Source organism: Actinoplanes sp. HUAS TT8, assembly GCF_051380535.1.
Lineage (GTDB): Bacteria > Actinomycetota > Actinomycetes > Mycobacteriales > Micromonosporaceae > Actinoplanes.
Map to the genome: position 1 here is coordinate 6,650,538 of NZ_CP195646.1, position 23,691 is coordinate 6,674,228.

8 protein-coding genes and 1 tRNA gene are annotated in these 23,691 nt (G+C 70.4%); 1 reads left to right on the forward strand and 8 read right to left on the reverse strand.

Annotation, left to right across the window (positions count from 1 at the left end; genetic code table 11):
* Window positions 1-13 precede the first annotated feature (13 nt).
* The 5 genes from ACSHV8_RS29635 to ACSHV8_RS29655 form a co-directional block, all read right to left on the reverse strand.
* On the reverse strand, window positions 14-2,404 hold the full coding sequence (locus ACSHV8_RS29635) for a DUF3488 and transglutaminase-like domain-containing protein (protein ID WP_436520912.1): 2,391 nt from the start codon (window positions 2,402-2,404) through the stop codon (window positions 14-16).
* On the reverse strand, window positions 2,398-3,510 hold the full coding sequence (locus ACSHV8_RS29640) for a DUF58 domain-containing protein (protein ID WP_436520914.1): 1,113 nt from the start codon (window positions 3,508-3,510) through the stop codon (window positions 2,398-2,400). Before ACSHV8_RS29640 ends, ACSHV8_RS29635 begins: the two co-directional genes overlap by 7 nt.
* A complete protein-coding gene (locus ACSHV8_RS29645) occupies window positions 3,507-4,481 on the reverse strand; it encodes an AAA family ATPase (RefSeq protein ID WP_436520915.1) in 975 nt (324 codons plus the stop codon). The genes ACSHV8_RS29640 and ACSHV8_RS29645 overlap by 4 nt, the downstream gene beginning before the upstream one ends.
* A 10-nt stretch (window positions 4,482-4,491) precedes the next feature.
* Complete coding sequence (locus tag ACSHV8_RS29650) at window positions 4,492-7,056, reverse strand: fibronectin type III domain-containing protein (RefSeq protein WP_436520917.1); 2,565 nt, start codon at window positions 7,054-7,056, stop codon at window positions 4,492-4,494.
* Between the two features lie 185 nt (window positions 7,057-7,241).
* Window positions 7,242-9,818 (reverse strand): tetratricopeptide repeat protein, encoded by a 2,577-nt coding sequence (locus tag ACSHV8_RS29655; RefSeq protein WP_436520919.1) that lies wholly within the window; start codon window positions 9,816-9,818, stop codon window positions 7,242-7,244.
* Window positions 9,819-10,018: 200 nt separating this feature from the next.
* Here ACSHV8_RS29655 and ACSHV8_RS29660 point away from each other — a divergent pair.
* A tRNA-Leu gene (locus tag ACSHV8_RS29660) sits at window positions 10,019-10,101 on the forward strand.
* 444 nt (window positions 10,102-10,545) lie between these two features.
* Here ACSHV8_RS29660 and ACSHV8_RS29665 read toward each other — a convergent pair.
* The 3 genes from ACSHV8_RS29665 to ACSHV8_RS29675 form a co-directional block, all read right to left on the reverse strand.
* Window positions 10,546-16,800: a DNRLRE domain-containing protein gene (locus tag ACSHV8_RS29665; protein WP_436520921.1), complete on the reverse strand. Its 6,255-nt coding sequence runs from the start codon at window positions 16,798-16,800 to the stop codon at window positions 10,546-10,548.
* 263 nt (window positions 16,801-17,063) lie between these two features.
* Window positions 17,064-17,543, reverse strand: a complete 480-nt coding sequence (locus ACSHV8_RS29670) for a hypothetical protein (RefSeq protein WP_436520923.1) — start codon at window positions 17,541-17,543, stop codon at window positions 17,064-17,066.
* Window positions 17,543-23,686 (reverse strand): RHS repeat domain-containing protein, encoded by a 6,144-nt coding sequence (locus ACSHV8_RS29675; protein ID WP_436520925.1) that lies wholly within the window; start codon window positions 23,684-23,686, stop codon window positions 17,543-17,545. Before ACSHV8_RS29675 ends, ACSHV8_RS29670 begins: the two co-directional genes overlap by 1 nt.
* Window positions 23,687-23,691 lie beyond the last annotated feature (5 nt).

The window sequence follows — 23,691 nt, forward strand, 5'->3', positions numbered from 1 at the left end:
CGTCGACCGGCCGTCAACGGTGCCACCGCAGCGGTCCGGGGTGGATGCTCCACCAGATCTTGCGCCACCAGGAGCGGCGTTCCTTGAGTGCCGCCGCATACGCGATGGCCTGTGCCGCGGCCCGATCGGCCTGCCCGGCGTCGGCCGCTCCGGGGGCGAACCCGACCGTGTTCAGCGCGTCGACCAGTTCCCCGAGCGGCGGAAGCGGCGGCTGGCCGACCGCATCGCCGCTGCCCTGCTCAAGCACCGCGATCGATCCCGCCGATCCCGAGCCGGGCGCGGCCGGTGCCCACTCCGACCCGCCTGCGGGCGCGGGCAATGCCGAGCCGGGCGCAACCGGCGTCGGCACGGAACCGGGCGAAGGCGCGGCCTCGGAGGGCGCCGGGACCGCGCGGCGCAACAATCCGCCCCGGCGCGGCGGGGGCGGCGTCGCCGCGTAGGCGGCCATCTCGGTCGCCGACAGGTGCTCCGGCACCGGCTGCCCGGCCAGCCGCAACGCGTCGGTGAACTCCAGCCACGCCCCGGCGATCCGCTGATCGGGCCCGCCGTCGTACAGTCGCCGCCGCCGCAGTCCGCGGCGCAGCTGCGCCACCACCAGCGCCGCCACCAGCAGCAGGACCAGCAGCGTTCCGGACGTCCCACCGGCCACCGCCCCGGCCGACACGCCGCCCGCGGCCGCCACCGGCGCGGCGAGCGCGGACTCGGACGGCGCGGCCGACTCGGCCGGTGCGCTGGTCTGCGGCGGGGTCGTCGGCGGCGTGGTCGGCTTGGGCTGGAAGTCCTGTTCCACCGGCGTCGGGTCGTCGCTGGTCGGCAGCGGGTCGAACGCCACCCAGCCCAGGCCGTTGAAGAGCACCTCGGGCCAGGCCACCGCGTCCCCGCCGGTGACCTCGCCGCCGGCGGCGGGCGCGTCGAACCCGACGACGACCCGGCTGGGCAGGCCGGTCAGCCGGGCGAGCAGCGCGAACGACGCCGCGAACTGCTCGGACGTGCCCTCCTGGCCGCCCTGCCCGCGCGGCCCGAACAGGAAGTAGGCCAGGTTCGGGTAGGCGTGGCCGCTCGGCGCGTCGGCGGTCTCCCGGTAGTGCTCGGCCAGGAACTCCTGGATCGCCAGCGCGCGATCGTACGACCCGCCGTTGCCGTCGGCGAGGTGCTCGGCGAGCCGCCGGACGGTGTCCGGGACGCCGTCGCTGACCGACAGGTAGCGGATCACCGCGTCACCCGACGGGGACTGCGCGCCGGGCAGCATGTTCAGATCCGGTGTCTGCACGCGCGAGGTCACCGTGTAGGTGAGTCCGCTGGTCAGGCCCTCGGGACGGATCAGCGTGCCGGTGCCCGCGTCGTAGGCCACCCGGGCGCCGGACACCGCGGTCGGGGTGGGGACGGCCGGGAGGAGGCGGCCGGTCAGCCCCTCGACGGAGATCTGCTGCCGTACGTCGGAGATCGCCGCCCCGGCGAGGGGGGTCTGCTCGGGAAGCACCCGGCCGGCGTTGCGGTAGACGCCGCCGACCTTCCAGGTGACGCCGTCATAATCGGACAGCACCGCGAGCCGCACCTTGACCGTCTTCGCCTTGCCGGTCGGTGGGGCCGCCGGTTGGTACCCGAAGAGCTTCTGTTTCGGCGCGAGCATCCAGCCCGAGATCCGGTTGAGCGGGCTCTCGTCGAGGCTGTCCACCTGCGGGGGCTCGACGTAGCGGCGTGGGTCGACCGGCGCCGCACCGACCTGACCGCTGATCCACGGGCCGACGACAGCGGCCAGTCCGATCACCGCGACCAGCCCGGCGGCGCTGCCGGCCACCGTCCGCGCCTTGACCTTTTCGGACACCTCGACGGCCGGTCCGGCGCGGCGCACCGAGATCGCGAGCGCGACCACGACGAGCGCGGCGAACCCCAGGGTCGGCCCGGCGGCGGCGCCCTCGTTCGGCCCGACGACGTAGAGCGCGCCCGCGTAGAGCGCGACCGGCGTCACCGTGCCCAGCAGCACGCGCCGGGCGCGCACCCCGACCTCGACCGCGGCCAGCCCGGCCAGCCAGGTGGCGATCACCGGGACGACGACGGTGTCCGGTGTGGACTCGACCGGAATCATCGCCGTCAGCAGCCGTGGGATGCCGTTGACCAGGGCATCCCGGACCATCGGGGCGAACCCCGTGGTGACGCCGGCGTGCCCCGCGGCAATTTTCAGACCGATTCCGACGTACGCGATGAGCAGCACCGTGGAGACGGGAGCCGCGCTCCACGAGGGCAGCCGCCGGGTCGCCAGGCCCGCACCGACCGAGCCGACCGCGGCACCCGCGACCAGCTGGAACAGCAGCGCATCGGCGTAGATGCGACCCAGCGCGAGCCCGGACAGGGCCAGCAGGCCGACAAGGGTGGCGGCGACCACGTACGGCCGGGCCCTCACCATCCGCGCACCCCGTCCCACGCGGCGGCGAACTCGGCGCCGTCGGCCGCCTCGATCACGATCAGCCGGTCACCGGCCGCGACCGGGGCCGCGTCCCGGTCGCCGAACAACGCGGCCAGCACCACCGGGTACGTCCCCCGCAGCGAACTGACCGTCCCCAGGTCACCGCGCCCACCGGGCCCGGTCAGGAAGACCAGGGTGTCGCCGAGCCGCTGGGCCCGCAGCCGCCGCAGCGTCGCGTCGAGGTCCCCCGCGGTCAGCGCGGCCTCGGTCAGCACGTCCAGGAACGGGCCGGTGGCCACGGCCGACACCAGGTGCAGGCCGACCGGCAGGTCCTCGCGGACCGCGGCGGCGACGATCGACGCGGCCGCCTCGCAGGCCGACTCGAACGCCTCCGGGTCCGGGTAGGCGCCCGCACGGTCGTCGAGCAGCACCACGATCGTCGGCTCGGAGGTGTCCAGCTGCTCGCGGACCATCAGCTCGCCGACCTTGGCCGAGCTGCGCCAGTGCACGCGCCGCAACTCGTCGCCGATCACGTACTCCCGCAGCGCATCGAAGGTGATCGTGCCGTGCGGGATCTTGTCGATGCGCCCGTCCAGGCTGCGGGCCATGCCGGCCGGGGTGGCCCGCAGCAGGTGGATCCTCGGGTGGACCCAGACGCGGGCGACGTCACCGTACGTCCGGTTCAGGGTGACCAGGCCGAGCGGGTCGCCCCGGGTGACCCGCAGCGGGCCGATCGGGACGATGCCGCGACGGCTCGTGGGCACCGGGTACTCCACCGCGGTGTCCATGCCGGGGCGCAGGCGCAGCAGCGGGACCGGCACGCTCGTGCCGCCGCAGCGGTCGGTGGCGATCATGCTGGCCGCGCGCATCCGGCTGGTGTTGCTCACGGTCAGGCGCATCCGGGCGGGCTCGCCGCGGGCGACCCGGTCCGGTTCGGCGACCCGCTGGACCCCGAGTTGCGGGCGCCAGTAGGCGAAGACCAGCGCGCAGGCGATCGCGACCAGGGCCGCCGCGCCGAGCAGGGCCAGGTCCGGGTAGCCGTACGCGAACCCGGCGGTCAGCAGGACGACCGCCGCGGCCAGCAGGCCGATGCCGCGAGTGGTCACGCGCTCGCCGGCAGCGGCACCGCCACCGAGTTGACGGCGTCGGCGAGCACGTCGGCCGCGGTCACGCCGCGCAGCTGGGCGTCGGCCGACAGCAGCACGCGGTGCGCGAAGACCGGCTCGACAAGGGTCTTCAGGTCCTCCGGGAGGACGTAGCCACGGCCGTTGATCAACGCGTAGGCGCAGGCCGCGCGGGTCAGCGCGATGACGCCGCGGGGGCTGACCCCGACCCGGACCTGCGGATGGTTGCGGGTGGCGGCGGCCAGGCGGACCGCGTACGCATAGAGGGGGTCGGCGACGTGGACCTGCAGCGCCATCTTGACCATCTCGCCGACCGTGTTCGTGTCGGTGACCGGTTCCAGGGAGTCGGGCGAGCGGTTGGCGGCGCCGCGCAGCACCTCGATCTCGACCTCCTCGTCCGGGTAGCCGACCGACAGTTTGACCAGGAAGCGGTCGAGCTGGGCCTCGGGCAGCCGGTACGTCCCGTCCATCTCGACCGGGTTCTGCGTGGCGACGACCAGGAACGGCTGCGGCACCGGGTGCGGCACGCCGTCGACCGTGACCCGCCGCTCCTCCATGACTTCGAGCAGCGCCGACTGGGTTTTCGGGGACGCCCGGTTGATCTCGTCGGCGATCACGATGTTGGCGAACACCGGACCCGGGTGGAACTCGAACGCCCGGCTCGCCTGGTTGAAGATCGTGACGCCGGAGACGTCCGAGGGCAGCAGGTCGGGGGTGAACTGGATGCGCCGCCACTGCCCGCGGATCGACGCGGCCAGGGCCCGCGCGAGGGTGGTCTTGCCGACGCCGGGCACGTCCTCCAGCAGGACGTGCCCCTGGGCGAAGAGCGCGGTCAGCGCCAGCCGGACGACCTCCGGCTTGCCCAGCACGATCGACCCGATCCGGTCGGCGAGCTGCCCGGCGACCTGGGCGAAGCCGGAGACGTAGGACGGCGGCAGCGGTTCGGGCGTCACGTGGTCCTCATCAGCAGTCCGGCAGATACTTCAGGTCGGCGTCCTTGGCGGCGCCATCGATGGTGAGCCAGGCCAGCGGGATGTAGGTCTTCCCCTTGTAGTTGACCTGGATCCACGTGGTGCTGCGCTTGTTGTCGTTGTAGACGAACGCGAACACCTCCTCGCCGGAGTCCTTGCAGTACGCCTGCAGGTGCGTCCCGTTGGGCACCCACCCGGCCTGCTGCGAATCCACCTGCTTGGTGACCTTGAAGATCTCGTTGCCGTTGCGACCGTCGACGTCCGCGTCACAGTACGTCTTCTGGTCGCCGCTCGACCCGTTGATGCAGGTGGCGGTGCCGCCCAGGTAATCCGTGGTCTTCGACGAGTCCTTGGTCACCGTGCCGGCCGCGTTCTTCGCGGACACCTTGAACGTGTACGCGGTGCCGGCCATCAGGCCGCTCACCTTGAGGCTGGAACAGTTCCCCGAGGACGTGCCCGCCGAGGTGGACACCGTGCAGGTGGCCGAGGGGGCGCCACCGGCGTCGACACTCAGCGACAGGGTCGCGGTGTTGAAGGTCGCGTCCGTCCCGGTGATCGTCAGCGTCGGCGCGGCCAGGGTGCGCGCGGTGGCCGTGGCCGGGTCGCTCTCGCCGCCCTCGTTCACGGCGACGACCTGCACCTGCACGCTCTCACCGGTGCCGAACCCGTCGAGCGTCGCGGTCAGCGCGTCGTTCACGTCGACGCTCTTGTCGCCCGCCTTCACCACGTACTTACTGATGGCTCGCCCGTTGTCGGCCGGCGCGGTCCAGGTGACCTTGACGGCGCCGGCCTTGTCGGTGACCGTGGTGGCCGCGACGTTCTCCGGCTTCTCCGGCTTGGCGAACGGGACGACGCTGTTGCTGACACCGGACGCCTTCGACCCGGCACCACGCTCGTTGATCGAGACGACGGTGAACGCGTACTGCTTCCCGTAGTCCAGCTGACCGGCCGGGATCGTCATCGTCGGCTCCTTGGCGTCGCCGATCGGCGCGCCGCCGCCCTCACTCACCGCGGTCACCGTGTAATGGTCGATGGCCAGGCCCTGCCCGTTCGCGGCCGGCCAGGTCACCACCACGGTGCCGTCCGGCTTCGCCTCGGCGACCGGCACGCCCGGCGGGTCGGGCACCTCGGAGGTCGGCTTGACCGGGTTGCTCGCCCGATCCGGGCCGGCGCCCTTGGCATTCACCGCGTGCACCTGGAACGTGTACGTCTCGCCGTTGGTCAGCCCGGTCACGGTCAGCGAGCGCTGATCCGCCCCGACGTCGAACGTCTGGTTGTTGCCGGTCACCACGTACTTCGTGATCTCGGCGCCGTTGGCGGCGGCCGCCTGCCAGGTGACCCGGGCCTCGGCGTTACCGGCCGCGGCCCGCACGTTGCGCGGCGCGCCCGGCTTCGTGACCGCCGGCTTGGTCGGCTTCTTCTTCTCCGGCGGGGTGACCGGCGGCGCCTTCACCGGCGGCGGGTCACCACCCAGAACGTCATCCGCGTACTTGTCGACCGGGCGGACACCGTGCTGGTTGTCCACCACCTGCGCCACCGGCGAGCCGGGCGCGTTGATAAACAGGTAGTTCTCCCGCACCTCGAGATCGAGCGAGCCGCCCGGACGGTTGAAGGTGATCGGCTTCTGCTGCGTGCCGGCCTGGTCGAAGACGTGCACGGTGCCACCGTCGGTGTCGGCCGCGTAGTAGTAGCCCTCCCACGAGACCGCGGGCTGCAACTGCGACTCGCCGCCGGGCACGGTGAACTTCGCCTTGATGTTGCCCTGCGGGTCGACGCCGACGACCTGGCGCGTGTCCGGCACGGTGACCGCGACGGTGCTGCCGTCGGTGTGCGGGGCCAGCACGCCCGGGCCGGTCAGCGGCAGCGTGGTGTGTGCGGTCGGAGCGTCACCGACGCGGAACAGTTCGTTGGTCGTCCGGTCCAGGATCGCGACGCCGTCGTCCATGGTCGTCATCCGGAAGTCGTGGCTGGCGCCGCCGACCTGCTCGGTGCGCACCCGCTGCGGATCGCCGGACGGGCCGGTCGTGGACTTCGGCGCCGGTGAGATCGCGGTGGCCGTGCCCTCGCTCGGCGCCACGATCCACAGGCGGCCCTTGCCGTCGAAGTCCCCGCCGGTGATGCCCGGCGGGAAACTGATCGCCTGCCCGATCGGCTGCAAACTGGCCGGGTCGATCTGCTGCACCTTGCCCTGCACCGAGTCGACGATGAAGGCCGAGTCGTCGTGCAGCGCGACACTCACGCCGACACCCGGGGTCAACTGCTGGTTCCAGAACGTCTGCAGGTCGGTCAGGTCCATCGAGCCGATCGCGCCGGTGTTGACGTCGCGCAGGATGACGAACCGGTCGCTCTGGCTGACGTCCAGGCCGTGCCCGCGGGCCTGACCCACGTCCACCCGGGTGTCGATCTTCGCCGTCACGCCGTTGACCCGGGACACCTCGCCCTTGGCCTGACTCCACACCCACGAGGCGGCATCGAAGCTGGCCACCGCCTCATCGGCCTTGCCGAGACCGAGGACGGTCAGGCCGAGGCCGCCGGCGAGCGCCAGCACCGTACCCATCGTGACCAGGTAGCCACGACTGGGTAACCGACGCTTACGTGCACCTTCCGGCGCGGCGTCCGTGCTGCTCACAGCGGTCGTCCTCCCCGTTTGCAAAGCCTGGCGTGCCAAGGACGCAGGCCACCATACCGGGATCGCGGCGGCCGTCGATACCCACCGTTCCCGCCTGTGGACAACCAGCTAGATCACTTCTTGCCCCGATCGGTGCAGACCTGCGGCGAAGTGGCGAATTTGTTGGTCCCGTAAACGGCCACCACGGCGAAGCAGTAGTCGAGCGAAGCACTGAGCCCCTCGATGCGTCGCGAGGTCTGCCCCGGACCGACAGTGCTGACCGGTTTCAACTGCTCACCCGGGTGCGCCATGGTCACCATGAAGCTGACCGTCGCATCCGTCGGATCGGTCCAGCTCACGTCGATCTTGCTGCCCAGGTCGGTCAGCTTCACATCGGCCGGCGGCGCCCCGGAAAGCGTCGGCGCGTTCGGGTCGGTGTTGTCGTCATCACCCTTCCGGGTGCCCTGGGCCAGCGAGAAGACCAGCGCGGCAACCGCGACGACAGCGGCCATGGTGGCGGCGATCACCGCGAAAAGGGCCATGCCTCGCTTACGACCACCACTTTTCCCGTACGGCGTGAGCACGCCCGCCGCGGGATCCGGGGGCGAGGTGGGGGCGGGGCCGCCCTGCCAGGTCCCGTCCGTGCCCTGGTGGAAGACGCCGGGCTGGTGGGCGGGGTGTTGCTGCTGGTAGACGCCCGGGTGAGCGGCCTGCTGATACGTATCCAGGCCGTAGGCACCGGCCTGCTGAAGCCCGGCGTCCTGGCTGTAAGTGCCGGCTTGCTGAAGCCCGGCGTCCTGGCTGTAGACACCCGGGTAGGCGGCGTCCTGCGCGTAGGAGCTGGGATAACCGGCGTCCTGCTCGTAGACGCCAGGATTCCTGGCCTCCTGATATCCGCTAGGTGGGGCGGCCTGGTCGGAGGGCTCCGGGAGGCTGGGGGTGAGCTTGGTCTCGCCCGGCCACCGATTGAAATCCGGCCAGGCGGAGAAGGCCTCGTCCTCAGTGGGTTCCGGCGTGGGGGCGACCTGCGGCTGCGTGGCCGGGGGTGAGGGTGGGGTCACCGCGGGCAGCAGCGTGGTGGACTCGTCGATCGGGTTGGCGTCCCGGTCGTCCCGGTCGGGGACTCGTGTCCACGGGGAAACCGTGAAGCCCGGCTCGGGGGCCGCCTCCGGCTCCGACGCCGCCTCCGGTCGAACAGGCTCCGGCGCCGACACCGGGCGAGCAGGCTCCGGGCGAGCAGGCTCCGGGCGAGCAGGCTCCGGGCGAGCAGGCTCCGGGCGAGCAGGTGAGACCGGACCGGCGGATGACCCCAGGCCTGCGGGTGGGACCGGACCGGCCGGTGACTCCGGGCGGGTGGGTGAGACCGGTCGCGCCGGGGACACCGGGTGACTCGGCGCCGACACGCCCGGCGTGACCGATTCTGGTCGTGCCACGGGGGCGGGCTCCGCCCGTACGGGAAAATCGATTTGAGCCGGAACCGGACCGCCCACCGTGATCGAATCCGGACGCGCCTCCGGCGCGGCCGGCTGATCCGTCCGCAACGGCATGATCACCGGGTCGGGGCGCTGAACGACCACAGAATCGTTCGAACCCCGGTGGAAGAGGGCGGGCGGCGCCTCGGTCCCCTGCACCCCGAAGACACCGGGCTTGACCTCACGAAACGGCGTCTCGGCGGGCTCCTTGACGGTGCCCGGCGCAGGTCCCCAGGGCGACTCCGCCCGGAACGTGTCCTGCGTCTCCTTCTTAGCTGGTTCTTGGTCGGCCTGCGCTCCAGTAGGTGCAGCGGGCGTGCCGGGCAGCTTGAGACCGTTCTCCCACGGAGGTGGCGGGGGCAACTCGGTCCCGGCCTGACGCGGCGGCGGAGACGGCAGCTCGGTCCCGGCCTGACGCGGCGGAGCGTTGGTGGGCGCCTGCCGCGACGGCGTTTCGGTGGTGGGCTGGCGCGGCGGCGTCTCGGTGGTGGGCTGAGGCGGCGGGAAGGTCAATGCGCTCGGCGGCGGGAGCAGGCTCGGCGGAGCGACCGGCGCGGGTGGCCGATTCTGCACATCTGGTTCCGGCTGGCGGGGAGTCGGGATCGGCGGCTGTGTCCGCGTCGCCTGCGACGGCTGTTCCTGCCGCTCCTGCTGCGAACGGGTGGGCCCTTGCGCCCACGGGTTGCCCGGCGGGTTGTCCTGAGGAGTATGCGGCGGCCACAGAACAGTCGGATGGTTGTCCGGCGGCGCCTGCATGGCCAGGCCACTCTGCGGCATCTGATGCGCGGGCTCGATCCGTACCGGAGAAGTGGGATCCTGTCGGAGATAGGCCTGAGCCCGGGTGACCGCCCAGTGCCCCGGCCCCAGCATCATCGGCCCGAAGTCCGCCACCCGCCCGAACGCGACCCGCGCCTCGTCCCGGTTCCCCAGCTCCTCGGCGAGCACCCCGAGGTCGTACGAGATCTGCAGCATCAGCGGGTCGTCGTCCCCGAGACTGAACTGCCCCGCCTCGTGCGCCTCCTCCAACACCAGCTTGGCCGCCGCCGGATCCCCCGACTGATGACGCAGCGAAGCCAGCTCCCGCTGCGTCGCCAACACATCCGGGTCATCCGGGCTCAGACTCGCCCGACCGATTTCGATCGCACGTTCCAACAACACGGCGGCCCCCGCCAGATCACCAGCGGCAACCAGCGAGTGCGCCCTTTCCAGGGCCGGGGTCAGCGGGGAGGGGTGGGACACCCCGCCATGCTGCCCGCTACTCCCCCGCAAAACCAGGCCGGATCCCCATTCGCCCCGATACAGACCTCAATGTCCGCTCCCCCACCCCTGCTGCAGCCCCCTCCGAGGGCCGTGTACTGTTCTCTCCTGTGCGGCCGACAAGGCAGCCGAAACCCCCGGCAAACACCGGGGAAACGGGTGCTGCTAAGCTGTACGTGCAAGTCCGGGTGGCGGAATGGCAGACGCGCTAGCTTGAGGTGCTAGTGCCCGCAAGGGCATGGGGGTTCAAGTCCCCCTCCGGACACGTTGAACCCCATGCAGGTTATCCACGTTTTTCGTGGTTCCTGGTGGGGTTTTCGTGCTTTCCGGTGCCGTCTGATCGCGACCGCCTCGATCACGGCCTCGCCCAACCTGCAGACCGATGACCAGGTCGCGTTGTCCTTCAGGTGGGCAGCGAAGTCGCCGGCCTCAGCCGGCTCTGCGTGTACAGGTTGGGCGACGCCTGTCCGCGCGCCGTGCTGACACTGGGCAAGCTGGATGCACGGCTCGCCGGGCCGCTGGCCGACGCGGACGCCACTGCTTACGTCGCCGGCTGGGAAGGCCGACGCCCAGGAGGCGATCGCAGCCGGCACTCGCACATGCCGTGGCGTCGTCCTGTAGATACCGTCGGCCGGAAGGCGGAAAGGCCCGCCAGAAACTGGCGAGCCTTTCCTTTTGGCATTGCGCTATACGACGGCGACTGCAGCCGTCAGCTCGCCCAGTCCCTGATGTTGAACCATCCCCAGTCCTGGATCCGAATCCACGTTTTCTTGCTTCCGAGTCGGTGCCGGTTAACGTAGCTTTCCGACTTCTCGTTGTACATCGAGTCGACGTCCCACATACAGCCGTGGGTGCGGGAGTTCTGCCCGTCCTGAAGCCACTGCCGCGTTCCCTTACCGCTCGGCTTGGAGGCGATGCGGATGCGGTGACCGGTCAAATTCTTGACCTTGCCGCAAGGTTTCCACCACTTCCAGCCGCGCTCGCAGTCGGTCTCGCCGCGGCCGTCGAGGTCGAAACGGTTGATCGGGTCGGCCGGGTAGATGTAGGCGTTGTCGTTTCCTCCGACGATCGAGTCGACGGAGAGGAAACGTCCGGTGGACGGGTTGTAGAGCCGCAGGCCCATGAGGACCAGCGACGCCTGCGCATCGCTGGAGCGCTGCGCCCCGCCGAGCCAGCCGTACCGTGTGCCGGCCGGAACCGTGCTCCGGGTCGTGCCGAATTCGGTGGACTCGAAGTACGCTGACGGGCTCGCGCCCGTGGTGTCCGTGGCGGACGGCACGTGGTTCGGCACCGTCCCCACGATGTCACCGTGGAGGTTGGTCAGCTGCAGGACGGAGGTCCCGTCGGAGCCGGCGGTGACGGCCAGGTTCTCGCCGATCCCGGAGACGTACCGTTCCCAGGTGTAGCTCGACCCGGCGTTGACCGAGGTCGCGATCCAGGACGGTGAGTCCGATTCGCCGGCGTAGTGGTTGACGATGCGCCGGGATTCCGTGCCGGAGACGGCGTCGGTGACCTGCCGGTAGCGGCCCGCCGGGTCCAGCGTCACCGTCTGGGTGTTGCTGCCCTGAGTGGTCTTCGCCGGCATGTCGTTGTCGTAGTAGGTGACGCTCAGTGCGCTGCTCCCGGAGGCCAGGGCGGCCGCCGGTACGGTCAGCGTGCGGCCCAGCTGGTCGTAGGTGTAGCCGCTGGTCGTCGCCCGGTTGGCGGTGTCGTAGGTGTTGGTGACGGTGCTGCCGGCCGTCGTCGTCTGGCAGGTGCCGTCGGCGTTGGCGGAATACGTGCGCAGCGTGGTGCGATCGGACTGCTGGGTGTACCCGTACGCCCGGGTGGTGCAGGAGCCGTCGACGTTGTCCTCGACCCGGGTCAGCCGGCCGACGTTGTCGTAGGTGTATTCCTGCGCCGATGCCGCCGACTGGGCCTGTGCCGTCCGGCCGGTCGCGTCGGGTGTGGCGGTGAACGCGAGGGTCGCCGCGGTGCCGCCGCTGTAGGTGGGCAGCGTGTAGGTCAGGCTCGTCGACTCGCCCACGTTGTCGTAGGTGCGGACGGCCGTCATCCCGTTCGGGTACGTCTGCGACACCAGCCGTCCCTCGGCGTCGTAGACGCCGGTGAAGGTGGACAGACCGCTGCCGAGTCCGGCGTCGAGTCCGGTGATCACCCGGCGGTGTTCGGTGCCCGAGCCGTAGGTGAACGTCGTGATGCCCTTGCCGTCGTTCACGCTCTTGACGTTGCCGTCGATGTCGTAGGCGTAGGTGGTGGTGTTCCCGTCCGCGTCGGCGTACGTGAGCTGCCGCCCCAGCGAGTCATAGGTACTGGTCAGCACTGTCGAGCCGGTGGTGCGCCGGGTCTGTTTCCCGGTCGCCGGGTCGTAGTCGACCGTGGTCGCCGGGACGGTGGTCGAGCCGGAGAGACCCGTCACCGTCACCGTCGTACCGGTTTCGCGGCCGTCGAAGTCGACGGTGCTCGTGGTCGTCCGGGTCACCGATCCCACGGTTTCGGTCACCGTGGCGATCTCGCCGTACAGGTCGTAGGTGTAGGCCTTGGTGGGCAGGGCGTAGCCGGCCGAGGCGGCGCCGCCCGGGTCCGTGCGGCAGATCTTTCCCGCCCAGTACGGTTTGCCGCCGCAGGCGCTGTAGGTGGAGTTGGCCGCGGTCGTGTAGTACGTGGTGATCGTGGTGTTCGCGTCGGTCGCCGCACCACCGGGCAGCCGGGTCTCCAGTACCCGGCCCGCGTTGTCGTAACGCGTCCTGGTGGTGAGGTCGTTGGCCGCCGAGGCGTTGGTCCCCATCCAGGTGGTCACGGTGGTCGCCTGGTTCAGCACCCAACCGGAGGTGTCGCCGGTGACCGACGAGCCGTCGATCGGGTCGTACCCGGTCGCGGTGGTCCGGGTGTCGGCCGCGGGAACGGTGCTGCCGTCCAGCGCGACCGGCGTGGTGACCGTCCTGGTGGCCAGGTGGTACCGGTCCGTGGTGGGCGCCCCGGAGTCGTAGGTGTACGCGGTCCGGATCCGCACCGACGCCGTCTCGCCGTTACTCAGTTCGACCGGGTGGGCCGGGGCGAGCGTGCTGAGCAGGTCGACGCCGTCGGCGTCGTAGGTGCTGACGGTGGCGAGCAGGTCGGCCCGGGCGGCCGAGGAGCCCTGCGCGGCCACGTACGGGTCGGTGTCGGTGGTGGGGTTCAGCGCCTGAGCCCGGTTGCCCGCTTCCAGGACCCAGGTCTCGTTGCCGTGGTCGTCGTACCGGGTGGACGCGATCTGCCAGGCGCCGGCCCCGTACTGCGCGGTGTCGACGACCGTGCCGTTGACGTCCGCGTAGACGATGTCCGAGTACGGCCAGTCGCCCGCGTTCGGCGCGTACGCCCCGTTGGTCCCGGCGGCCGGCACGTGCGAGGCGGGGAAGACCGCCGCGCCCGAGTACGCCAGGTCGGAGATCTGGCCCCAGGTCGCCGCGGCCGTCCCGGAGACGTCGGGCGCACCGGACACACCCGAGACGGGCAGGTCGTAGGCGACCGCGACGACCGCGACGCCGTTGGCCGGGTCGGTGCGCGACACGCTCGCCAGCCGGCCGGCGCCGTCATAGGTCAGCGTCGCCGGGTTCAGCCCCGGCTCGCTCACCGTGACGATCCGGCCGGCCGTGTTGTAGGTGTACCGGTTCTTCTGCGGGGTGCTCTGGCGCGGATCCCAGGTCGCGCGCAGGTGCCCGGTCGAGTCGTACTGGTAGGCCGCGACCTGCTTGGTGACCATCGCCGAGGTGGCCGGGTCGTAGCCGACCCAGCTGATCCCGGAGGCCAGACCGGTGTAGTCGCCCCACGTCGGCTCGTCGGTGCCGGTGGCCGTGGTCGCGGTGGCGTAGGTGATCCTCAACGCGGTGCAACCCGGGTTCTGGTACGAGGTGGGCGTGCACGTCACCCCGGCCAGGACCTCACCGAGCACGGTGGTGACCCGCCCGTACGCGTCCCGGGCGTAGGTGGTCTCGCCGTCGCTGCCGGTCTCGTCCACCCAGGTCACCAGCCAGGTGCCGGCGCTTCCCTTGATCCATGTGGTGACGGTGCCGTCGACCTCGGTCAGTTGCCAGCCGGTGTAGGCGGTGGTGTCGGACGGGTCCGCCGGGTTCTTGATCGACGACGACTTGATCAGGGTGCTGCCGTCGTTCGCGGTGCCGACGCCGAGGTACTTGCCGGAGCTCTGCTTGACGTAGACGTGCTCGGTGCCGTCCGCCTTCTTGATCGTCACCGAGCCGGAGGCCGAGTTGTCGGTCAGGGTGCTGTCGCCGAAGGCGCTGGCCGGCAGTCCGGCGCTCCAGCCGGCACCGAAGATGCCGGTCGGGCCGGTGGTCGCGGCGGCCGGGGCCAGGCTGTTCGCGGTCCGTTCGACGCCGAGGTCACCGACCGCGGCGTCCGAGAAGGACAGCTGGAAGTCGCCGGTGGTCAGGGACACCGTTCCCGGCGTCAATGCCCGGGTCGCGGCCTTCTCCCCGAACGACGTCGCGGCCAGGACGAACATGCGCTCGGCCGAGTAGCCGACGGTGCCGGAGGCGGTGGTGAGCTTCGCCCGGACACGCAGGGCACCGTCCGGCTCGCCGGCCGCGCCCAGGGTCGCGGCGACGTTCCAGTTGTAGCCGGTGAAGGTGGTCAGGCCGCCCGAGGTGGTTCCGGTCAGCGGCCAGGCGCTGATCGGGGTCGAGGAGCCGTTGGGGGTGACATCGGCGGTCGGCAGATCGGTCCAGGTGCTTCCGGTGGAACCGGCCGCCCACTGGTAGGTGATCTTGGTGTAGGTGGCGTTCGCCGAGGCGGACAGCGCCACCGCCTTGGCCGTCGATGCCCCTGCGGTGGGCGTGAGCACGCCGCCGGCGCCGACGCCGAACGTGTACGCGGTCGTCCCGGTCGACAGGTGCAGCGCGGTGTCGCGGCTACGGGCGTACAGGGTGTGCCAGCCGACCGTCGTCGGGATGGTGGAGACCGTCACCGCCGAGCCGAGGTTGGTGGAGTCGTTGGCCAGGTTCGGCGCCGACGGGTCGTCCAGACCCCAGTAGTAGCCGGAGCCGTCGGTGGCGCTGGTGTCGAACGAGCACGACGTGGCCGAGGCGGCCTGCGCGCTCCACACCCCGGCCGGGTAGGCGCCGCAGGTGACGACCGGTGCGGCCGGGGCCACGGTGTTCAACCGGAACTTGGAGGCGGTCGTCGAGGTCAGGCTGGACGGGCTCCACGCCGAGTAGTCGTAGCCGCCGGAGCCGTTGACCACCCGGGCGCGAACCTGGTACATGATGCCGGTGTTGGTGCTCAGCGTCCCGGCCGGCACGGTCACCGACGCCTTCGAACCCGGTGTGACCGGTGCCGAGGTGACCGTGGCGATCTCACCGGTGCCCTCGGACGTGTTGTTCACGTCGTGCGAGAGCTTCACCTGCAGTGCGACCGGCGCGCCGTCGGCGTTGCTGACCTTCGCGGTGAACGTCGGGGTCAGCGAGGTCGAGTAGACCCGCGCCTTGTCCAGGTATCCGTCGATGACCGTGCCGGTCACCTTCGGCGAGAACGTCACCGCGGACGGCGTACCCGGATAGGTGTTGTAGACGACGCTCAGCGTCGGGTACCGGGCCGTCGTGGTGCAGCTCGTCGTCCCGGTCGCGTCGACGTTCATCGAGCAGAAGTACTTGGTGTAGGTGGTGTCGCTCTCGTTGGACGCCTTCAGCAGCATGCCGTAATCGGCGATCGTGCCCGACGCCCAGGCCTGCACCATGCCGGCGACGTTCAGCGATCCGGTGCCGTTCGGGCAGCCGAGGTCCTCGTTGCCGTAGGCGAACGACGCCGACGCACCGTACGAGGTCGTGTACGACGGCTGGTTCGCCCAGGTCACGGTGCCGAAGTCCGCCGTGATCGGGTACGCCTGCATCGCCCGGGCCGTGCAGCTGCCGGAGTAGTTGGTCCACAGCTTCAACGTCGCCGAGGTGACGTGCGCACCGCTCGGGACGCTCTTGACGGTGTTGAACCGCACCAGCGACCGGCGGATGTTGCCGCTGGCCGACACCCCGATCCGCAGGTCGCTGTCGGACCAGTGGGAGTCGGTGTCGGCCTGGGTCACGTAGGTGTCGCCGTAGCGGGACACCGACGACACGGCCGGATCGATCCACACCGGGTACACCGTGGCCGGGTCGGTCAGGAACGCCATCCCCGCGCTCAGATCGACGTACTGGGTGCCGTCGTCGTCGGTCGACAGCTTGACCGGCAGGCTCTGCACCTGCGTGCGCTCCTCCTCGACGATCTTCGAGGAGTACATCTCGGGCTTCGGCATGGTGAAGACCACCGTCGAGGTGGCCTGGCCGGCGCTGGTCTGCACGAAGTCGTAGCCGCCGGTCTCGTTGGCGACCATCGTGATTCCGGTCAGGTCGAAGCCGAGCTTGAGCTTGGGCGCGCTCTTCGGGGCCGACAGGAGTTTGAGTGACTGCTCGAAGCCGTCCGACGTGGCGGTCAGCACGAGCTGCTCGTTATCGGTCATCTGGTAGATCGCGTGCGGGCCGTCGATGGTCGGCGCCGGCAACGCCGTCGCCCACTGGAGGTCCATTCCCCGCTTGCCGTGGTCCAGGGACACCGCCGGACCGTCGCCCCCGCCGGAGAAGACCACGTCGGCGGGCGACACCTTCGGCGCGTATCCGCCGTCGACCTTCGTCAGGTCGTAGTTCACGTCGGCCCAGGAGCCGTCCGTCTGCCGCACCCGTACCGGCGCCGCCGACAGCTCCGTGCGCAGCGTGCCGTCCGGCCGGGCGTAGGTCAGGGACGTCTCGGTCGTCGCGCCGGTGACCAGGATGTCGTGCCGCGTCGTTTGAGCGGCCAACTGCGCCGACACCTCATCGGGACGTTCGTAACTCTCCTTCACCGCCCCCGCGGCGGCGCCGGCGACCACCGGGGTCGCGAGCCCGGGCACCGGCGTCAGACCGACGCCGGCCACCGCGACGACCGCGGCGGTGCACCAGGCCACCCCTCTGCGGCCCCAACTCTCGGATCTGTTCTCGGGTGGAGAACCTCGCACCTGTTACCTCATATCGATTGGTCCACGCCCGAAGAGCGTGATGAAGATCGAAATCAGGCACACGATCCCATTGACCAAGCAGAACCTCAAGATCAAATACAGATGAACCCTTGATGTACGGGCATGAACGCGCCCAGCTCACCAGGCGATCACGGCCAGGGCGAACGGAAACGCCCCGCCCCGTGGTTGTCCACGAGGCGGGGCGCGTCCGTTCAGTTGCAGCCGTACTTCTTCTGGAAGTCCTCCGGCGACACCTGGTCACCATCGACCATGATCTTGCCTTCGCGCAGGTCGGTGGCGTCGAACACCGCGCCGTAGTTGTTGTCGCCGAGGAACGCGGTGACCTCGACCCGTTTGGTAACTGTCTGGGTGGCCTGGTTGTCGGTGATGACCTGGTAGCCCTCGGGCACCTCGCCGATCTTGACCGAGGACACCTGGCGGGCATCCTGGGCGTCGATCTGCCACATCGGCGCCGCGGGGACGTTGCCCTTGTCGTCCATCACGTTGACCCTCAGCTTTTTCAGGTAATAGGCGGGGGCGCACTGGCGGCCGAGCACCACCACCAGCGCCTCGCCGTCCTTGCGCAGGCCGATCGGCGGGGTCGCCCCGCAGCCGGCCAGCAGGGTCCCGGCCCCCAGGAGGACGAGGGCCAGGGCGATCGCTCGTATCCTCGGTCGCGTCGATGACATCATCAGTCGTAGTACCCGCCCTTGTGCAGATCAGCGTCCGATTCGAACCAGTTGTAACAGGCGGCCGGGTTGTCGCAGATTCCGCCTTGGGCATCCTTGGGCGGCCCGCTGATCTTGTAGCGGAGCGCGGAATACCCGGACGCGAGTCCATAGGCGGCGAAGTATCCGCCAGGGTTGCCGACGTACCAAGAGTACTGAGTGGAGTGCCGCCGCTCGTGCTCCAGCCAGTCGTTGTCCGCCAGGGCCTCCTGCCGGCTCCGTGACGTCGTGGTCACGTTGCCGATGGTCATGCCGCCGGAACGGGCGTGCTCTCCGCTGGTGCAGAGCACGATCAGGTGCTTCGACCAGCCGCAGTCGGCGCCGGTGGCCTCCCCGTATCCCCAGCCGATCGCGGTCGACGGGAGGTTCGAGGTGAAGCGCAGGACGTCCTTGAACTTCGTCCAGGCCGGGGTGGGCGGCGGGGGCGGCGGCGGCTTCGGGCGCGGCTTCTGGAACGGGAAGTTGTAGTTCCGCTTGGGCTTCGCCGTCGGGCGCAGATCCTTGCGGGTGGGTCCGTGCCGGACCGGGGTGCGCCGGATCTGGACCTGCTGACGGTGCCGGGCCTTGGAGTGGTTGTCCTTGTAGTCCGGCGGGTCGCCCGGCTTGCGGTGCGCTCGTTTGGCGCTGTTGTCGCAGGTGTCCCAGCCGCTGCCGGACCCGCACTCGGGCCGGGTGCCGGACGAGTCCGACATGGTCACGGGCGTGTTGTTGGCGTAGGCGTACGCGTTCCACTGTTGCGGGTCGGCGACGTCCTGCAGTGGGTCGACCGAGATGAACTTGCCGAGTCCCGGGTCGTACTCGCGGGCGCCCAGGTGGGTCAGCCCGCTCGGGTCGGCCTGTCCGCCGAGGAATCCGCGGCTGTTCACCCAGGCCGCGGCCGGGCCACGACTTTCGCCGTACGGCGTCTGCCGCCGCTGGGTCAACGTCTGCTGAGCGTCCGCCTTGACCGCGAGCAGGCTGGTGCCCTGCCCGTCGGAGGCGAGCCAGCACAGCCCGCCGCCGGTGCGCTGCCCGATCACCTCGTCGTTGAACGAGTAGTACCGGGTGGCGCTCTTGACTCCGCCGGACAGTTTGAGCTGCGTGGTCCCGAACTCCAGCGTGGTTCCGGTGGGGTCGCGGGTGACCAGGCGGTTCCCGTCGGCGTCGTAGACGTAGCCGGCGGTCCCGGTCTTGTCGGTGAGCGTGGCCAGGTGGCCTTCGGCGTCCCAGGTGAGGTTCTGCTGGTCGGCCGAACCGGTCCGCGAGGCCAGGTTCCCGGTCTTGTCGTAGGAGTAGTTCGTGGTCGCCCCGGCCTTGGTGGTCGAGGTGACCGCGTGCGGCCGGGCCTGGCCCGCGCCGGCGTACGTGTACGAGGTCGTCACGTCGCCGGTGCTGCCGTGGTCGACCTGCTTGAGCCGGTTGCCGACCCGGCCGACCGGGTCGCTGGCCGTCCCGAAGTCCCAGCTCTGCCAGTACGGGGCCGGCCCGCCGAGGGCGGACGCCGACGCGGGCGCCGAGCAGTCCGACGACGCCGGGGTCCACGCCTCACGCAGGCGCTTCAGACCGTCGTACTGGAAGCACTGGGTGTCGCGACCGGATGTGGCGTTGTCGTCGAGCATGGTCACGTTGCCGGCCGCGTCGTAGCCGATCGACGTGTTCGCCAGGTAGGCCGAGCCGACGCTGCGGGTCACCGCTCGCCGCTTGACCCGCCCGGTCGACTCGTCGTAGTAGCGCGCCGACGAGACGAACGCGGCACCGGTCGCCTCGGTGGACCGGGTGATCGTGCTCGGTTCGAACAGGTTGGTGTAGGTGGCCTGGTTGACGTAGTACGTCGCGCCGTCGTAGTTGGTCTTCAACGCGAGCGGCCGGCCGTAGGTGCTGTCGTACTCGTACGTCAGCGTCTCGGCCGTCAGACCACCGACGGCCGGGAGCGTGACGGTGGCCGGTGAGCCGTCGACCCGGTAGGTGTAACTCGTGGTGTAGTCACCGGCGAGCGCCCCTTCGGCCCCGGGAATGGAGACCCGGCTCATCTTCGCGCGGTACTCCGCGTCCACCGTGAGCAGCGTCGACTTGTACTCGCTGGTCACGCCGCCGGTGGTGACGTAGCGGGAGCTGCTGCCGGTCAGGCCCTTGGCCGGCGTGTCGTAGGTCCACGCGGCCCGCACGGTTCCGGTGGTGCTTCCGTCCCGCGTCGAGGTCTTCCGGCCCAGCACGTCATAGGTGTACGCGATGGTCCGGCCCTCGGCGTCGGTCACCGATTCGGTCTGGTCCTTGTCGTTGAACTTCAGGTCGGCGGTGCCCTTGTCCGGGTCGGCCACCCTGGTCTGCCGGCCGCGGATGTCGTACGTGTACTTCCAGGTGTTGCCCGAGGCGTCGGCGATCGTCGACACATGCCCGACCGGGTCGTAGGTGGTACGGGTCTCGTCGTAGGTGCCGTCGTGCAGTTCCCGGACGGCGACCGTCCGGTCCCGGGCGTCGGTCCAGGTCGAGGTGGGGGTCTCCCCCTGCGGCGGGGTCACGTCGGTGTGGTCACCGTGGTACGTCGTGGTGGTCCGCCATTTCACCGCCCCCTTGGACAGCTCGGCCACGTCGATCTCCCGGCCGGCGCCGTCGTAGCTGGTGACGGTCTGCCGCCAGATGTCGGCGTCGAGGCTGAGCCCGTCGGCGATCTTGCCGGTGGGCAGTCCGGGCATCACATGGTCGGCGTTCTCCTTCCAGGTGCGCCCGGCCGAGTCGTAGAACGTGTCGGTGACGATCTTGTCGGTCGGGGTCTCACCGCCGTACGCGACGCTCTGGGTCTGCCGCTCGCGGACGAAACCGTCGTAGAGCGTGTAGCCGACCCGGTTCTTGCCGTTCGCGTCGAGCGCGGTGCTGGTCACCACCGACGCGTCCTTGACGGTGATCCCGTCCGCCTTGATCAGCTGGTAGTCGAAGCTCGACGACGGCGAGTCCGGGAAGGAGGCCCGGGACCGGCTCGGGTTCCACACCTTGGCGGTCCGGCCGGCCGCGTCGTAGACCACCTCGGTACTGCGCCCGTTGGTGTCGGTCACCTTGACCGGCAGGTGCCGGATGCCGTCGTAGTCGGTGGTGGTCGTCCAGTTCAGGGCGTTGGTCTCGACCGTCCGGGTGACCGGGCCGCCACCGACCGGGGTGTAGTCGGTGTGTTTGTTCGCCCCGGTCACATCGGTGACGTCGGTGACCCGGCCGAGGCTGTCGTACTTGGTGGTGCTGTCGGTGTGGTAGCTGCGGGTGCCACCGCTGAACCCGGCGATCGTCTCCACCGCGGTGACCTGGCCCTTGGTCAGGGTCGCGCCGCCGTCGAGCTGGTACCGGGTGTCGCTGATGACCTGCTCGCTCGTGGTGGGTGGGGTGTCACACGGGCCGGCCCAGGCGTTCGTCCGCTTCACCGGGGTGAGCAGCCAGTTCTCGCCGGTGATGTTGCGGGCGAACTCGGTCACCTCGCACTGGTCGTCGGTGCCGGTGGCCTCGTCGCCCAGGTCGGCGACCTGAGTGACCATGCCGTACTGGTCGTGGGTGGAGACGACCTGGGAACGCTGCCAGCCGCCGCCGTCCAGCGCGGTCCGGTTACGCACCACGGCCTCGCCGGTGAACCGGGACTCGACGGTGCTCTTGCCGATGGTCCGGGTCGCGGTCGGCTCGGACTGCCACAGGTCGGTGACCGACGCCTCGACGATCGCGGCGCCGTTCCAGGTGATCTCCTCACGCGGCTGACCGGCGAACGCCTCGTAGTCGACCGCCGAACCGCCGTCGCGATCGGTCACGTTCACGGTCCGTTTGGTGCCGTCGGCCTTGAGGTCGCCGTGCATGCCCCGGTAGTAGAGGGTCTCGGTCTTGCTCTGCTCGCTGCCGGTGCCCTCGGTGGCGACCACGGTCGGGTAGCCACGCCAGTCGGCCCAGGTCTGCTCGGCCTCCGGGGTCAGTCCGTCGGCGTCCTCGTGGTGCCAGAGCGGCAGGTTGTCCGGGTTCAGGTAGTCGTAGTGGGTCACCTTCTTCTTCGACCCACCGGCGTGATCGATCTCCTGGATGTCGGTCAGCACGTACTTGTGGTAGTAGTCGGTGACGTCCTTGGTCTCGCCCGGTGGCTGCCACTTGACCGGGTAACAGCGCAGGCTGTTGGCGTCCAGGACGGCCGGGATCTTCGAACCGGCGACGCACTCCTTCGGGCTGTAGTCGACGAAGATCTGGCCGCCGGTCTCGTTGCGGATCGAGTTGACCCGCCACCAGTTCATCGCCAGGGCCCAGTCGGCGCCGGACGCGTCGACCCGGTTCGGCATCTGGATGCCCTCGAACGTGACGCTCGGATAGGCGACCGCGGCGGTCGTTCCCCCGACCAGGCCGGTGTACGTGATGCCCTTGAGCCACAGCCCGGCCCGCGTCCCGTCACCGGGGTCCGGGAAGCTCTGGTCCAGATCCCACGAGTCGACCGGCACCCCGGACACCTTGGTGGTGACCTTGACCAGGCGCTTCTCGGTCCAGAAGGTCGGTGCGCCCTGCAGGCAGTTGGTCAGCGTGGACCCGGTGGTGCAGTCCAGGTCCCACGGCGTGTCCGGCCAGGTGGTCGCGTCCTTGGTGGTGCAGTTGCTCAGGCAGCGTTCCTTGGGGGTGAACTCGATCTGCTGCGGCGCGCTGGTGAACGGCGTGGTGCTGGTGTATTCGGTGCCGTCCCGGTTGTCGGTGCCGTAGTCGATCCGGTTCAGGTAGCCGCCGCGGGTGTAGTCGACCGGGGTCTTGGCGACCAGGTTCTTCGCGTACTTGCCGGTCTCCTTGGTGTACCAGTACGACATCGTGTTGCCGTTGACGTCGACCACGTAGTCGAGGTTCCACCGCCACGCCTGGTAGCAGGACGAGGCCGCGAACGTGCTCTGGTGACACGGTTCGCCGGTGTTGTTGCCGAACACCGGGGCGGTCCACACCGAGTTGGTCACCGGCTTGCCGGTGGACCAGCCGGGCAGCTGGTGCCGGCCGAACCAGTACTGGGTGCCGTCGGCGGTGGTCACCTTCCAGTACTCGTTGTCGTTGTCGCCGTTGGCGTAGGCCGGGGTGGTGAGCCGCTCGACCTTCGAGCCGTCCTCGCCGGTCAGGTGCCATTTGCCGTCGGCGCCCTTGAGTAGTTCGCCGGAGTGGCCGGACAGGGTCAGCACCGCGTTGTCGGTGCCCCAGCACTTGTCGCCGGTCTTGACCGTGTTGTTCGCGCCGGTCCCGCCCATGTCCTCCGAGCAGGTCTTGTACCGCCGCTCCACATAGGCCTGCGATGTGATCTTGAAACCTTCACCGACCGGGCCGGGCTGGTTGTTGGACGCCGCGTTGCGACCGTCGACGCTCTGCGCCGAGTAGGAGATGGCGACGTCCGGGTCCAGGCCGGCCGCCGACGGTGGCGCCACCAGCGGGTACGACCAGGTGAAGTCGCCGCTGGAACCGGACTGGCCCCAGGTCGCGGACGGGCTCAGGTCGGTCGCGGTGAACGTGCCGGCGCCGCCGGACGGTCCGGACGTGGCCGCGACCAGGGTGCCGGCCGCGGTGACGGCGGCGACCTCGGCGGTCACCGTGCCGGACTTCGGGTCGTTGACGGTCGGCAGTTCGACCGGGGCGCCGCCCTCGGGCAGGGCGACCAGCCGCAGCCGGCTCGCCCAGTCGGCACCGTAGGCGGAGGCGAACCGGCCGTACTCCACGGTCACGTCCAGATCGGCCGGCTTGACCGCGTCCGGCGCGCTGACCTTCAGCACCAGGCCGTCGAGGCCGGCGCGGGCCGCGTCCGTACCGGAAAGCGTCCTGACCCTGGCCCGCGACAGACCGGAACGCGCGCCGCCCACCAGGACCGGCAGGGTGCCCGCGCGGGTCTTGCCGGAACCGGCCGCCAGCGTGACGTCCGCGGTGGTCGCCGCCGGCCAGGCCGGCGCCGGGCGCTTGATCCCGGAGGCCCGGGCCGCGGCGTCGGCGGCCGGACGGGTGGTGCTCGTGGACTGGCGGGCGATCGGTACGGGCCGGTACTCCTGGGCCGTCAGCGGCTTCGCCGGATCGGCGTGAGCCGTCCCCGGATTCACCGCCAGGCTCGACCCCCCGGCCAGAACCCCGGCCAGGAGGACGCGCAACAGTCGTGAGGAATGCACGTCGA

Coding starts and splice junctions, on each gene's coding strand:
- ACSHV8_RS29670 (WP_436520923.1), bottom strand. CDS start 17,543: ATGATGTCATCGACGCGACCGAGGATACGAGCGATCGCCCTGGCCCTC.
- ACSHV8_RS29650 (WP_436520917.1), bottom strand. CDS start 7,056: ATGGGTACGGTGCTGGCGCTCGCCGGCGGCCTCGGCCTGACCGTCCTC.
- ACSHV8_RS29635 (WP_436520912.1), bottom strand. CDS start 2,404: ATGGTGAGGGCCCGGCCGTACGTGGTCGCCGCCACCCTTGTCGGCCTG.